This window comes from Ralstonia pickettii (assembly GCF_016466415.2).
In the GTDB taxonomy this organism is placed as follows: Bacteria; Pseudomonadota; Gammaproteobacteria; order Burkholderiales; family Burkholderiaceae; genus Ralstonia; species Ralstonia pickettii.
Genome location: NZ_CP066771.1, coordinates 936,367 through 949,134, shown reverse-complemented (window position 1 = coordinate 949,134; position 12,768 = coordinate 936,367). Strand labels below are relative to the sequence as shown.

Below are 12,768 nucleotides of genomic sequence, written 5' to 3'. Positions count from 1 at the left end.
CGTCATGACCACCCTTGCCTCCGTCGTTTCGTGTCTGTCCGATTACGATCCGAATGCCCTGCCCGTCGCGCAAGCGCAAGCCATCATGCGCGACTTCGTGCAGCCCGTAAGCGGCGTTGCCCGCGTGCCCATCCGCAGTGCGCTCGATCGCGTGCTGGTCGAAGACGTGCTGTCGTCCATCGACGTGCCTTCGCACGACAATTCGGCGATGGACGGTTTCGCCTTCGCCAGTGCAGAACTTGCAGGCCATGCGGGCGAAATCTCCTTGCGCGTGATCGGCACGGCGTATGCGGGTGCCTCCTTTGATGGTGCACCCAGCGCAGGCGAAGCCGTGCGCGTGATGACCGGTGCCGTCATGCCGGCCGGCTGCGATACGGTCATTCCACAGGAATTCACGCAAGGCGATGCCGATACCGTTCGCTTTGCTCGCGATGCCGTGCGCACCGGCGACAACCGCCGTCTGCGCGGCGAAGACCTCGCGCGTGGCAGCGCCGCGCTGTCCGCCGGCCGAACGCTGCGCCCTGCAGATATCGGTCTGCTCGCCTCGCTCGGCATCGCCGAAGTGTCGGTGCGCCGCAAGCTGCGCGTGGCGTTCTTCTCGACCGGCGACGAGTTGCGCTCCATTGGCGAACCGCTTGACGCCGGCTGTGTGTACGATTCCAACCGCTACACGCTGCACGGCATGCTTTCGCGCCTGGGTGTGGACCTGCTCGACATGGGCGTTGTACGCGACAACCCGGCGGCGCTCGAAGCCGCCTTCCGCACCGCCGCTGAAAACGCCGATGCGATCATCACTTCGGGTGGTGTCTCGGTCGGCGAAGCAGACTTCACCAAACAGATGATGGCTAAGCTCGGCGACGTAACGTTCTGGAAGATCGCCATGCGCCCGGGCCGGCCGATGGCGTTCGGACGCATCGCGTCAAATGGCCGCAGTGCGTTCCTTTTTGGCTTGCCCGGCAACCCAGTGGCGGTGATGGTGACGTTCTATCACTTCGTGCGCGGTGCGCTGCTGCGCATGATGGGCGCCACCGACGCCGGCGCACCGTTGGTGCCGGCCGTGAGCGCCACCCCGATCCGCAAGCGGCCCGGGCGTACGGAATATCAGCGCGCAATCGCCGCCCTGAACGATCGCGGCCAGCTCGAAGTCCGCCTCACCGGCCAGCAAGGGTCGGGCGTGCTGCGTTCCATGAGCGAAGCAAATTGCTTCGTCGTGCTCGCTCACGAACAGGGTCAGGTCAACGCCGGCGACGCCGTGCAGGTCTTGCTGTTCGACGGCCTCGTCTAGGCGGCGTGGCAACGGCGGCTTTTGTGCCGACAGCAACACCGCATGCTGTCGGTTTTTTGCGTCACCTCCGGGCTGCGGGTATCGGTGCATCAGTCGATTCGCTACACTCTGCGCCAGTTTGATTGTTTCGGATTTGAGCCTGAGCACTGCCATGATGACCAAGGAGATTGCGTATCTTCACCCGGCCCATACCGCCCGCGCGCTGGTACTGGTGTACCTCTGTTTCTCGCTGCCGGTCGTGGGACTGTTCTTCTTCGTGGGCTTCGTCCGCTATGGTGAACTGCCGACGATCGTCGTGCTCAGCGGCCTGATCCTCAACGCCCTGGTCGGTTTTGGCGCACTGTGGCTGGCCTGCCATGCCTATAACTGGGTTGCCGAGCGCTTTGGCGGCATCGAAATCCTGCTGCGCGACGTGCCGGAAGAAGCCTGATCGCGGCTGTGCGGTTCAAGAAAAAGGGGCGGAAATATCCGCCCCTTTTCTTTTGCTGATGCCGATGACCTATCCGGCCCGGCCTTACTCGGATTCGGTTTCCTCGTCCGGCGACACAGTGGACTCGAGCCCCAGCACGCTCTGCGCAGAATCGCTCGGCAACGCCTCCACCGCCTTGAGCTTGCGGTTCATCTGGCGCGTCCGCACCTCGGCCTGCTCGATATTGCTGACGGCGCGCTCCAGCGTCTTCTTCGTCGCGGCCAGCACGTCGCCAAACTTTCCGAACTCGCTCTTCACGGCACCGAGCACCTGCCAGACTTCGCTGGAGCGCTTCTCCAGCGCCAGCGTTCGGAAGCCCATCTGCAGGCTGTTGAGGATCGCGGTGAGCGTGGTCGGACCCGCCACCGTCACGCGGAACTTGCGCTGCAACTCGTCGGTCAGGCCCGGACGGCGCAGCACTTCAGCGTAGAGTCCCTCGGTAGGAAGGAACAGGATGGCGAAGTCGGTCGTGGCCGGCGGCGCAATGTACTTCTCGTGGATCGTCTGGGCCTCCTTGCGCACCGCGACTTCCAGCTCGCGGCTGGCAGCGGCGGCTGCGTCGGCGTCGGCCCGCTCCTGTGCGTCGAGCAGGCGCTCGTACTGCTCTTTCGGGAATTTGGCGTCGATCGGCAGCCAGACCGTTGCATCGTGATCGGCATCGGTCTTGCCGGGCAGGCGGATGGCGAACTCCACGCGCGCACCCGTACCGTGCACGGTCTCGACGTTCTTGTCGTACTGCTCGGGCGTGAGCATCTGCTCCAGCAGCATCTCCAGCTGGACTTCGCCCCAGGTACCGCGCGTCTTCACGTTGGTCAGCACCTTCTTCAGGTCTCCCACGCCCTGCGCCAGCGCCTGCATTTCGCCCAGGCCGCGATGCACCTGCTCCAGCCGGTCCGACACCAGCTTGAACGATTCGCCCAGACGCTGCTCCAGGGTGGCGTGCAGCTTTTCGTCGACCGTGCGGCGCATCTCGTCGAGCTTGGTCGCATTGTTCGCCTCGATGTCCTTGAGCTTCTGCTCCAGCGTGGCACGCACCTCCGCCAGGCGGCGCTCGTTGCCCTCGCCGAGTTGGGCGAGCTGCTGCTGCATCGTCTCGCCAAAGCGGCGCAGCGCGTTGCCCTGCTCGTCGCGCGCCTGTTGAGCTTGCTGCTGCAGGTTCTGGCGCACGGCTTCGAGCTGCTGCGTGTTCGTCTCGGTCAGCTTGGTGAGCTGCTGCGCGAACGTGTCGATCTGGTTGTTCTGCAGCGTGGCGACGCTGGTGAGTTGCGTGGCCAGCACCTGCTGGAACTGCCCCAGTTGCTGCGTGACGTCGCTGCGGCCGATGCGGGCCGTCTCGGCGATTTCGCCGCGGAGTTCGCGCTCGATGCGCTCATTGCCGCGCGCCAGTTCATCGCGCAGTGTCGCGAGCATCGGTGATATATCGCTTGCTGCCGGGCGAGACACACCACGCCAGATCAATACGCACAGCACAGCCACCGCAGCTATGCCCAGCAACGTCAGTAAAGCCAACCAGTCCATATCAGCGTTCGGTCAGGAGGACGCGCGCTGCGCCAGCGCGTCCGGGTTCAACAAGTTAGGCGGCTGCCCTGCGTGCGGGCCGAAGCCGAGTGCAGCGATCAAGTTGTCGGCGGCCAGGTTGGCCATGCCGAGGCGCGTGCCCAAGGTGGCACTGGCAATGTGCGGCGTGAGCGCGACGTGCTCAGCGTTGAGCAATGCCGGATGCACTTTAGGCTCGCCCTCGTACACATCCAGGCCGGCCGCAAAGATGCGCTTGTCCGCCAGCGCCTGCGCCAACGCGGCGTCATCAACGATGCCGCCGCGCGCGAGATTGACCAGCGTGGCGGTCGGCTTCATCTGTGCCAGCTCGGCCGCACCGATGGCGTGGTGGCTTTCCTTGGAATACGGCAGCACCAGCACGAGATGATCTGCCTGCTTCAGCAACTCATCCTTGCTGACGTACGTGGCGCGCGTGTCCTGTTCGAGTTCAGGCGAAAGCCGGCTGCGGTTGTGATAGATCACGCGCATCGAGAAGCCGCTCGCGCGCCGCGCCAGCGCCTGGCCGATGCGGCCCATGCCGAGAATGCCCAGCGTGCTGCCATACACCTCGGCGCCGAGGAACATGTCGTAAGTCCAGCGCTTCCATTGTCCTGAACGCAGCCAGCGCTCTGACTCGGAGACGCGGCGTGCGGCGGCCATCAGCAGGGCCCAGCCGAAGTCGGCGGTAGTCTCAGTCAGGATGTCCGGCGTGTTGGTGGCCAGGATGCCCGCGCGCGTCATCGCGGCAAGGTCAAAGTTGTTGTAGCCGACGGCCATGTTGCACACCGCGCGCAGCGTCGGCACGCGGCTGATCAACTCGGCGTTGATCGTGTCGGCGGCGTTGGACAGCAGGCCTACGCGGCCTTGCAGCCGCTCGGCGAGCGCTTCGGGCGGATACTCGATGTCCGCCTGGTTGTCGATCACGTCGAAGGTCTCACGCAAGCGCTCAAGCACTTCGGGAAACATCGCGCGGGTGACGAGGATTCCGGGTTTCATACGTTCAGCACACGTTCGGTTAGCGGAAGAAGACGAAGGTCATCAGAACGAAAATCGGCAAGAGAATGCACACGGACCACAGCATGTAGCCAAAGAAGCTGGGCATCTGCAAGCCGCGGCTTTCGGCAATGGCCTTCACCATCAGGTTGGGCGCGTTGCCGATGTAGGTGTTGGCGCCCATGAAGACGGCCGCGGCGGAAATCGCGGCCAGCGTGGAGGCGCCCTCGCTCATCAGCATGGAAGCGTCACCGCCAGCGGTATTGAAGAACACCAGATACGTCGGCGCATTGTCCAGAAACGACGATAGCAACCCCGTCGCCCAGAAGTACATCGCGTTGTTCGGCTGGCCCGCGCTGTCGTTGACGAGATGGACGATGCCCGCAAACGGGCCGTCCACGCCGGCCTTGAGCATGGCAATCACGGGCCCGATGGTGACGAAGATGCCGGCGAACAGCTTGGCGACTTCCAGGATGGGCTCCCAGTTGAACTCGTTTCCGGCGCGCGCGCTGCCCGGCGTGAGCCACAACGACAGCAGCGCAATCACCACCAGCCCAACATCGCGCACCACGTTCTGCAGCAGCACCTCCGTCCCCATCACGTAGAAGACGATGCCGGGCTTCCACAGCCCACTCATCAGCACGAGGCCGAGGATGCCTGCCAGCAGCACAAAGTTGACGTTACCTTCGAAGCGCAGCGGGCCCGCGTCGTCCGGCGTGGCGTCAGTGATGTTGGGCAGCTCTTCCTTGCCGGAGTGATAGAAGTAGCTATCGATGACGAAGAAGATCGCCAGCAGCAGCACCCACATCGTGAGCGTCTGGCGCCACAGATGTTGTGTGGTCCAGAAGAAATCGACGCCCTGCAGGAAACCCAGGAACAGCGGCGGATCGCCCAGGGGCGTAAGCGCCCCGCCGGCATTTGCCACCAGGAAGATGAAGAACACGACAACGTGTGCGCGATGCCGGCGTGCTTCATTGGCCCGCAGCAAGGGCCGGATGAGCAGCATCGCTGCGCCAGTCGTCCCCATGATGCTGGCCAGCGCCGTGCCAAGCGCAATCAAGCCCGTATTGAGCTTTGGCGTGCCATGCAGGTTGCCGCGAATACAGATGCCGCCCGCAACAACGTACAAAGCGGCAATCAGCGCGATGAAGGGAATGTATTCGGCAAGCGCCGCGTGATTGACGGAAGCGATGGCTGCCTCCGGGCCAAACACCATTCCGAAAGGCACCAGCAGCACCAACGCCCAAGCCGCTGCGATCTTGCCGTAGTGGTCGTGCCACAGCTTGGGCACGAGGAGCGGTGCGATGGCGATTGAGAGCAGGATGCCCGCGAACGGCACACCCCAGAGCACGGACAACTCCGCGCCGTTCACATCAGCGGCGCGCGCCAGGCCACAGACAAACAGGAAGACAAGGGGCCACAGGCGTTTCACGTAGGCGTTCTCCTAAGCGTGGGGGCGCACCGCAAACGCGGCCGCGCCACACAAACAAAGACGCCAGTGTAAACGCCCGAGGTCTGTCGCCTGCTAAACGTCCACGGATGTTTGATGGGCCAATGACAAGACGACGACGCCTCAGGCAGCCGTCACCACGATCACGTGAACGCGATAGGGGCCATGTGCACCCAGCACGATGGTCTGCTCGATATCGCCCGTGCGCGACGGCCCGCTGATGACGTTGGTAGCGCGCGGCAGTTCGCCGCGCTCCGTGCGCATCAGCGCATAGGCGTCTTCCAGATTGGCGACGATGCGCGACTGCGGCACCACGGCGATATGCGTCTCGGGTAGTAGCGCAGTTGATGCGACGTTCTCCGGTCCAGACAGCAGCATCAGCGAGCCCGTCTCTGCAATCGCGCAGAAGCAACCCGTAATGCCGACAAAATCCCCGTGTTCCTGGTCGGCTTGCGCCTCGCGCACGGGCGGGCGGAACTCAACGCCAATGCCCGCCCCAGCCCAGTCCAGCGATTGCAGCGTGGTCCAGGCCACCGCCTGCGGCTTGAGGTTCAGGCCAGACAGATAGCGGGCCACAGCGCCAGGCACGTCTGACAGCGTCTCGACCGTATCCAGCGTCGAAGCCATCTTCAGTGCTTGCTCGGCGAAATACGCGGCGAGATCTGCAGGCACTGGCGGGCGCGGCCCGGCCGGATGGCGCGCGAGGTAATCCGCCACGGCATCGCGCTCACCCTGCGTCGGTTGCGCGGGACGATGCTGCGCATTGCGGATGCGCGCAAAGATAGCGTCGCGTGCGCGGCTGGTGTCGAGCGGGTCGACGGGGGTGTCCGGTTGTGATTCCATGGCGGCTCCGAAAGATCGATCGATTATACGAGCCGCTTCCTGCACGATCCGCCCCCGCCGTTGAAACTTATTCGGCGTCGGCGTGAGCCTTATTGCACGCCAAATACCTGCTTCAGGTACGTGAGGTACGCTGGATCGTCGCACATCGTCTTCTCCGGCGCGTCCGACAGTTTGGCCACCGGCTGGCCATTGCAGCGGACCATCTTGATGACGATCTGCAGCGGCGTGTAGCCCAGGTCGTTTGTCAGATTGGTCCCCACGCCAAACGCCAGCTTGCAGCGGCCATGAAAGCGCTCATACAGGCCGATGACCTTCGGCATGTCGAGGCTGTCGGAGAAGATCAGCGCCTTGGACTTCGGCTCGGCGCGCATGTCGTCGTAATGCTTGAGCATGCGCTCGCCCCACTCGAACGGGTCGCCAGAATCATGGCGAACGCCGTCGAAGAGCTTGCAGAAGAACATGTCGAAATCGCGCAGGAAGGCGTCAAAGCCGTAGGTATCCGACAGCGCGATGCCGAGGTCGCCGCGATATTCCTTGGCCCAGGTTTCCAGCGCAAAGGTCTGGGAATCGCGCAGGCGCGGACCCAGCGCTTGGCAGGCCTGCAGGTATTCATGCGCCATGGTACCCAGCGGCGTCATGCCGTGCTTCATGGCGAAGTAGACGTTGCTCGTGCCCGCGTACTGGGCGCCGAGTTGCGCATGCGTCTCCAGCAGCACATGCTCATGCCAGGTGTGCGAAAAACGGCGGCGGGTGCCGTAGTCGGCAATGCGGCAGTCTTCCAGGCCGGGGCGCTTCAGCGATGCCAGCTTGTCGGTCAGGCGGCGTTTGCCCTCCTCCCACTGCGGGTGCGTCTGCGTGCGGCTGAAGAACACCTCGTTGACGATGGCCAGAACGGGCACCTCGAACATGATCGTGTGCAGCCACGGCCCCGCGATGACGATCTCGATCTGCCCATCGTTGCTGGGTGCCTGACGCAGGTCGATGTACTTCTCGTTGAGATGGAACAGCCCGAGAAAATCGACGAAATCGCTCTTGATGAAGCGCATGCCGCGCAGGTAATCGAGTTCTGCATCGGTAAAGCGCAGGGTGCAGAGCTGGCGGATCTCGGCGCGAATCTCCTCAATGAACGGCACCAGATCGACGCCCGCGTTGCGGCACTTGAAGCGGTATTCGACATGCGCGCCGGGAAAGTGATGCAGCACCACCTGCATCATCGTGAATTTGTACAGATCGGTATCGAGCAGCGAGCGGATGATCATCGGACAGCGCCAAAAGACATGTGGACTGGTCGTCATGCTAACCGAAGGCAGGCGGGACGCCTGTGGCGGTCAGATAAATGCCGGCACGCCGGCGCGGAAAATGGGCGTTTCGACGGTCAATGCGGGCGAGAAACCCCTTGATTCCGCTATAATTTCTGGTTTCCGACCGGATTTTTGTACCATGGAAGCAGAACGCCTCAATGCCATCCAGAACACGTTGGCCGACCTGAAGTCGCGCGCCGACGACCTTCGGAGGTATCTTTGACTACGACGTCAAATCTGAACGTCTAGTCGAAGTCGACAAGGAACTCGAAAACCCCGAGGTCTGGAACGATCCCAAACGCGCCCAGGAGTTGGGCCGCGAGAAGAAGTCGCTTGAAACCGTCGTGCTGGCGCTGACCAAGCTCGACGAAGATCTCACCGGCGCCGCCGAACTGTTCGAGCTCGCCCGCGAAGAGGGCGACGACGAGACCATCGAAGCTATCGAGGCTGACACCGCAGGCATGCGCGCCATTGTCGAAGACATGGAATTCCGCCGCATGTTCTCCGGCCCGATGGACGCCGCCAACTGCTTTATCGACATCCAGGCCGGCGCTGGCGGCACCGAGGCGTGCGACTGGGCATCGATGCTGCTGCGCCAGTACCTGAAGTATTGCGAGCGCAAGGGCTTCAAGACCGAAGTCCTGGAAGAATCCGAAGGCGACGTGGCAGGCATCAAGAGCGCGTCGATCAAGGTCGAGGGCGAATACGCGTTTGGCTTCCTGCGCACCGAAACCGGCGTGCACCGTCTGGTGCGCAAATCACCGTTTGACTCGGCGGGTGGCCGTCACACATCGTTCTCGTCGATCTTCGTGTATCCGGAAGTCGATGACTCGATCGAGATCGAGGTCAACCCCGCGGATCTGCGCGTCGATACGTATCGCGCTTCGGGTGCGGGTGGTCAGCACATCAACAAAACCGATTCGGCCGTGCGGATTACGCACATCCCCACCGGCATCGTCGTGCAGTGCCAGAACGACCGCTCGCAGCACCGCAACCGCGCCGAGGCGATGACCATGCTGAAGTCGCGTCTGTACGAGCACGAGCTGCGCAAGCGTCAGGCCGCCGCCGACGCGCAGGAAGCTGCGAAGACCGACGTGGGCTGGGGCCATCAGATCCGCTCGTACGTGCTGGACCAGAGCCGCATCAAGGATCTGCGCACCAACGTGGAAATCTCCAACACGCAGAAGGTGCTGGACGGCGACCTTGACCCGTTCATTCAGGCCAGCCTGAAGCAGGGCGTCTGATCCGAGCCAAACCAGAGCGACTGCCATGTCTGACACGTCCCTGTTCATCCTGACCGGTGCCTCGCGCGGCCTGGGCGCCGCGCTGGCCCAGGCGCTGATGCAACCCGGCCACCGCCTAATCTGCGTCGCACGCGGCGATAACGCCGAATTGCGCGCGCAGGCGGCAGCCGCCGGCGTGACGCTCGACTGGCACCAGGTCGACCTGTCCGACGCGCATGCCGCCGAGGCGTGGATGACCAAGACGCTTGCCGCCCTGCCCGCCTTTGCCAAGGTGACGCTGGTGCTCAACGCCGGCGCGGTCGAGCCGATCGGCACCGTCGACACACTGCGCGCCGATACGCTGCTGCCGCATCTGCAGCTGAACCTGGCTGGCCCGATGGCGCTGACCGCTGCCCTGCTGCGCGGCACCGCCCCGTGGAACGCGCAGCGCCGCGTGCTGGCGATCTCGTCGGGCGCCGCGCGCCGGCCGATCGCCGGCTGGGCGGCGTATTGCACCGGCAAGGCCGGGCTGGACATGTTCGTGCGCGCCATCAATGCCGATGGCGACGCGAGCGTGCGCGCCGTGGCACTCGCCCCTGGCGTGATCGACACCGACATGCAACGCACCATCCGTGGCGCCGACTTTGCCGGCGTGCAGCGCTTCCGCGATCTGCACGCGCATGGCGAGCTGGTCTCGCCGCAAGACGCCGCCGCGCGCATCGCCGCCTACCTCGTCCGCCCCGACTTTGGCGCGACCGAGCTGGATGACCTGCGCAACATCGCCTGAACCGACATTCCTCTCATCACCATCATGACCGAACAGAACAACCCGGCCGAATCGAGTACCGCGGCCGCCGTGCCGGCGCAGGACGACAACAAGATCATCGCCGAGCGCCGCGAGAAGCTCGCGGAGATCCGCCAGCAAGGCGTCGCGTTCCCCAACGATTTTCGCCCGACGCACCATGCCGGTGATCTGCAAGCCAAGTACCGCGAGCTGGAGCAGGCTGCTCTGGAAGCGGAACCGGTGCAGGTGGCCATTGCGGGACGCATGATGCTCAAGCGCGTGATGGGCAAGGCCAGCTTTGCCACCGTGCAGGACAGCACCGACCGCATCCAGTTCTACATCAGCCGCGACGCCGTGGGCGAAGACGTCTACGCCAGCTTCAAGAAGTGGGACTTGGGCGACATCGTGGCGGCGCGCGGCACGCTGATGAAGACGAAGACCGGCGAACTGTCGGTGGCTGTGACGGAGCTGCGCCTGCTCTCGAAGAGCCTGCGTCCGCTGCCGGGCGACTACTACGGCCTGGCTGACCAGGAGCAGAAGTACCGCCAGCGCTACGTCGATCTGATCGTCTCGAAGGAAACGCGCGACACATTCCGCGCCCGCACCAAGGCCATGGCCTCGCTGCGCAACTTCATGGCCGGCAACGGTTTCATGGAAGTCGAAACGCCGATGCTGCACCCCATTCCGGGCGGCGCGGCGGCCAAGCCGTTCATCACGCATCACAACGCATTGGACATGCAGATGTTCCTGCGCATCGCGCCGGAGCTGTATCTCAAGCGACTGATCGTCGGCGGCTTCGAGCGCGTGTACGAGATCAACCGCAACTTCCGTAACGAGGGCGTGTCGCCGCGACACAACCCCGAGTTCACGATGATGGAGTTCTACGCGGCTTACACGGACTACCGCTGGCTGATGGACTTCACCGAGCAGCTGATCCGCCAGGCGGCGATCGACGCGTCGGGCACCGCCACGCTCACCTATCAGGGCCGCGAGCTGGATCTGGCCAAGCCGTTCCATCGCCTGACCATCTGCCAGGCGATCCAGAAGTACGCGCCGCAATACACGGACGCGCAGTTGGCTGACGTCGACTTCCTGCGCGCCGAGCTGAAGAAGTTCAAGATCGACACCAATGCGCCGCAATTCCTGAACGCCGGCGTGGGTACCCTGCAGCTTGTGCTGTTTGAAGAAACCGCCGAGTCGCAACTGTGGGAGCCCACCTTCATCATTGACTACCCGGTCGAAGTGTCGCCGCTGGCACGTGGCTCCGACACGCTGCCGGGCATCACCGAGCGCTTCGAGTTGTTCATCACCGGCCGCGAAATCGCCAACGGTTTCTCCGAGCTGAATGATCCGGAAGACCAGGCCGAGCGCTTCCGCAAGCAGGTCGAACAGAAGGACGCCGGCGACGAAGAAGCCATGTTCTATGACGCCGATTACATCCGCGCCTTGGAATACGGCATGCCCCCGACCGGCGGCTGCGGCATCGGCATTGACCGTCTGGTGATGCTGCTCACCGACAGCCCAAACATCCGCGACGTGATCCTTTTCCCGCACCTGCGCCGCGAAGACTGACCGGTTCGGTCGAGCGCCGTGGAAAAACGCCCCTAGGGGCGTTTTTTTGTTGCCTGCACAAGCGCAAAAGACGCGCCCACCCCGCTATTTGTAACATCGCCCCGTTTCCACAATATGTATCAAAGTACGCCAAATAACTGATTTTCAAGGGAAAAATCTCGGTACAGATGCTTACAAATTAAAACGGCATCTGTTTCGGCGATGAACCACACTGTGTTCATCGAAAGGCCGCAACAAACCCATCACGGGCCGCAGGAGAACGAAGATGAACAACAACATCCAACCGAATCAAGGTCAACAATACGGCGGCACGTCGCCGGGGCAAGTGCCTCCGTCTTCGCGCCGCATGCATCCACTGATGACGACGGCTGCTGTCGCCGTGATCATCGCCAGCCTGACGGCGGTGGCCGCCATTACCGGCGTGCTGCCCACCTCGAAGGCAACGCAAGGCAGCACCGACCCGAATGTCGCAGCACAATCGGCAGCGGCCATGCCCGGCGCTTCGACGCCGATGGCACTGGCTGCACCGGGCCAGACGACGCAACCGGCCCAGGCTGCTCCGTATCCGGCACAAAACGTGGCGCCCGCCCCAGTGCGCGCCCGGGAGCCGTCGTATGCCGAGCGCGCGCCGTCGGGCAACCCCAGCTATGCGCAGACACAACCGCGCCAGTCGGCCAGCCCCTATGCAGGCCACGTAACGTCGGTCACGCCGATCACCATGCAAGGCAAGGAAACCGGCCTCGGCATGATTGGTGGCGCTGTGGTGGGTGGGCTGCTGGGCAACCAGATTGGCCGCGGCAATGGTCGTACACTCGCAACAGTCGGTGGCGCGTTGGCCGGCGGTTACGGCGGCCATGTGGCAGAAAACTACTACCACCGCGATACGGAGTACCGTGTGAACGTCCGCATGGACAACGGCACGACCCGCAGCTTCATGTACAAGGCGGCCCCGGGCTTCCAGGCAGGCGAACGCGTGCATATCGAGAACGGGACGCTGGTGGCCGGCTAAATCGGCATCGCCTTCGCCCAAAAGAAAACCGGCCTTCGGGCCGGTTTTTTCATGCGCACGCGTTTGAGCGTTCGAGGCTGCGCGCATATTCCCGCGCTTATTCCGCCTCGTCGATCCAGGCTTGCTGGATGGCTTCGAGGAATTTCTCCCCGCCACGCTTGTGGTCGTCATCAAAGCCTTCCAGCGTGACGACTTTGTTATGCAGGTCGACAAAGTTCAGGCGCGTCGGATCGACGTCGGGGTACTTGTCGTACAGCGCTTCTGCGATCTGCTGGATATCGTTCCATTTCATGATGGGCTCCC

The 12,768-nt window shown here is 63.5% G+C and carries 13 protein-coding genes; 7 read left to right on the top strand and 6 right to left on the bottom strand.

Annotated features, from left to right (window positions below; genetic code table 11):
• The first annotated feature begins 4 nt into the window (after positions 1–4).
• Both moeA and RP6297_RS04510 read left to right on the top strand, forming a co-directional pair.
• A complete protein-coding gene (gene moeA / locus RP6297_RS04515) occupies positions 5–1,285 on the top strand; it encodes a molybdopterin molybdotransferase MoeA (protein ID WP_009238546.1) in 1,281 nt (426 codons plus the stop codon).
• 151 nt (positions 1,286–1,436) lie between these two features.
• Positions 1,437–1,715 carry a hypothetical protein gene (locus RP6297_RS04510; protein WP_004635681.1) on the top strand — a complete coding sequence of 93 codons (279 nt, stop codon included), beginning with the start codon at positions 1,437–1,439 and terminating at the stop codon, positions 1,713–1,715.
• 84 nt (positions 1,716–1,799) lie between these two features.
• Here the strand turns inward: RP6297_RS04510 and rmuC are convergent, their stop codons facing one another.
• The 5 genes from rmuC to pncB form a co-directional block, all read right to left on the bottom strand.
• Positions 1,800–3,272, bottom strand: coding sequence for a DNA recombination protein RmuC (rmuC, locus tag RP6297_RS04505; RefSeq protein WP_009277359.1), 1,473 nt, complete (start codon positions 3,270–3,272; stop codon positions 1,800–1,802).
• Positions 3,273–3,284: 12 nt separating this feature from the next.
• A complete protein-coding gene (locus RP6297_RS04500; RefSeq protein WP_009238548.1) occupies positions 3,285–4,286 on the bottom strand; it encodes a 2-hydroxyacid dehydrogenase in 1,002 nt (333 codons plus the stop codon).
• Positions 4,287–4,305: 19 nt separating this feature from the next.
• A complete protein-coding gene (locus RP6297_RS04495) occupies positions 4,306–5,715 on the bottom strand; it encodes a sodium:proton antiporter (RefSeq protein ID WP_009238549.1) in 1,410 nt (469 codons plus the stop codon).
• Between the two features lie 141 nt (positions 5,716–5,856).
• A complete protein-coding gene (locus tag RP6297_RS04490) occupies positions 5,857–6,576 on the bottom strand; it encodes a LutC/YkgG family protein (protein ID WP_009238550.1) in 720 nt (239 codons plus the stop codon).
• An 89-nt stretch (positions 6,577–6,665) separates the two neighbouring features.
• The gene (gene pncB / locus RP6297_RS04485) at positions 6,666–7,835 is read right to left on the bottom strand and encodes a nicotinate phosphoribosyltransferase (RefSeq protein ID WP_009238551.1); all 1,170 of its coding nucleotides are present in this window, start codon (positions 7,833–7,835) and stop codon (positions 6,666–6,668) included.
• On the opposite strand from pncB, the gene RP6297_RS04480 reads away from it, so the two are divergent.
• The 5 genes from RP6297_RS04480 (at position 7,828) to RP6297_RS04460 (ending at position 12,465) form a co-directional block, all read left to right on the top strand.
• Complete coding sequence (locus tag RP6297_RS04480; protein WP_037027439.1) at positions 7,828–8,100, top strand: hypothetical protein; 273 nt, start codon at positions 7,828–7,830, stop codon at positions 8,098–8,100. The two genes, pncB and RP6297_RS04480, sit on opposite strands and share 8 nt — an antisense overlap.
• Positions 8,017–9,121, top strand: a protein-coding gene (prfB, locus tag RP6297_RS04475) for a peptide chain release factor 2 (RefSeq protein ID WP_012435212.1) whose coding sequence is annotated in 2 segments (ribosomal slippage) — positions 8,017–8,097 and positions 8,099–9,121 — 1,104 coding nt in all. Because the reading frame shifts where the segments join, the coding sequence is not laid out codon by codon here. The genes RP6297_RS04480 and prfB overlap by 84 nt, the downstream gene beginning before the upstream one ends.
• 25 nt (positions 9,122–9,146) lie before the next feature.
• Positions 9,147–9,887 (top strand): SDR family oxidoreductase, encoded by a 741-nt coding sequence (locus RP6297_RS04470; RefSeq protein WP_009238554.1) that lies wholly within the window; start codon positions 9,147–9,149, stop codon positions 9,885–9,887.
• 24 nt (positions 9,888–9,911) lie between these two features.
• The gene (gene lysS / locus RP6297_RS04465; protein ID WP_009238555.1) at positions 9,912–11,456 is read left to right on the top strand and encodes a lysine--tRNA ligase; all 1,545 of its coding nucleotides are present in this window, start codon (positions 9,912–9,914) and stop codon (positions 11,454–11,456) included.
• Positions 11,457–11,721: 265 nt separating this feature from the next.
• Positions 11,722–12,465, top strand: coding sequence for an outer membrane lipoprotein (locus RP6297_RS04460; protein WP_009238556.1), 744 nt, complete (start codon positions 11,722–11,724; stop codon positions 12,463–12,465).
• 97 nt (positions 12,466–12,562) lie between these two features.
• Here the strand turns inward: RP6297_RS04460 and iscX are convergent, their stop codons facing one another.
• Positions 12,563–12,757: a Fe-S cluster assembly protein IscX gene (iscX, locus tag RP6297_RS04455; protein ID WP_009238557.1), complete on the bottom strand. Its 195-nt coding sequence runs from the start codon at positions 12,755–12,757 to the stop codon at positions 12,563–12,565.
• Positions 12,758–12,768: the final 11 nt, after the last annotated feature.

Bases quoted from the DNA above. Each gene is read 5' to 3' on its own strand.
- moeA (WP_009238546.1), top strand. From the start codon at position 5: ATGACCACCCTTGCCTCCGTCGTTTCGTGTCTGTCCGATTACGATCCG.
- RP6297_RS04510 (WP_004635681.1), top strand. From the start codon at position 1,437: ATGATGACCAAGGAGATTGCGTATCTTCACCCGGCCCATACCGCCCGC.
- rmuC (WP_009277359.1), bottom strand. From the start codon at position 3,272: ATGGACTGGTTGGCTTTACTGACGTTGCTGGGCATAGCTGCGGTGGCT.
- RP6297_RS04500 (WP_009238548.1), bottom strand. From the start codon at position 4,286: ATGAAACCCGGAATCCTCGTCACCCGCGCGATGTTTCCCGAAGTGCTT.
- RP6297_RS04490 (WP_009238550.1), bottom strand. From the start codon at position 6,576: ATGGAATCACAACCGGACACCCCCGTCGACCCGCTCGACACCAGCCGC.
- RP6297_RS04480 (WP_037027439.1), top strand. From the start codon at position 7,828: ATGATCATCGGACAGCGCCAAAAGACATGTGGACTGGTCGTCATGCTA.
- pncB (WP_009238551.1), bottom strand. From the start codon at position 7,835: ATGATCATCCGCTCGCTGCTCGATACCGATCTGTACAAATTCACGATG.
- RP6297_RS04470 (WP_009238554.1), top strand. From the start codon at position 9,147: ATGTCTGACACGTCCCTGTTCATCCTGACCGGTGCCTCGCGCGGCCTG.
- lysS (WP_009238555.1), top strand. From the start codon at position 9,912: ATGACCGAACAGAACAACCCGGCCGAATCGAGTACCGCGGCCGCCGTG.
- RP6297_RS04460 (WP_009238556.1), top strand. From the start codon at position 11,722: ATGAACAACAACATCCAACCGAATCAAGGTCAACAATACGGCGGCACG.
- iscX (WP_009238557.1), bottom strand. From the start codon at position 12,757: ATGAAATGGAACGATATCCAGCAGATCGCAGAAGCGCTGTACGACAAG.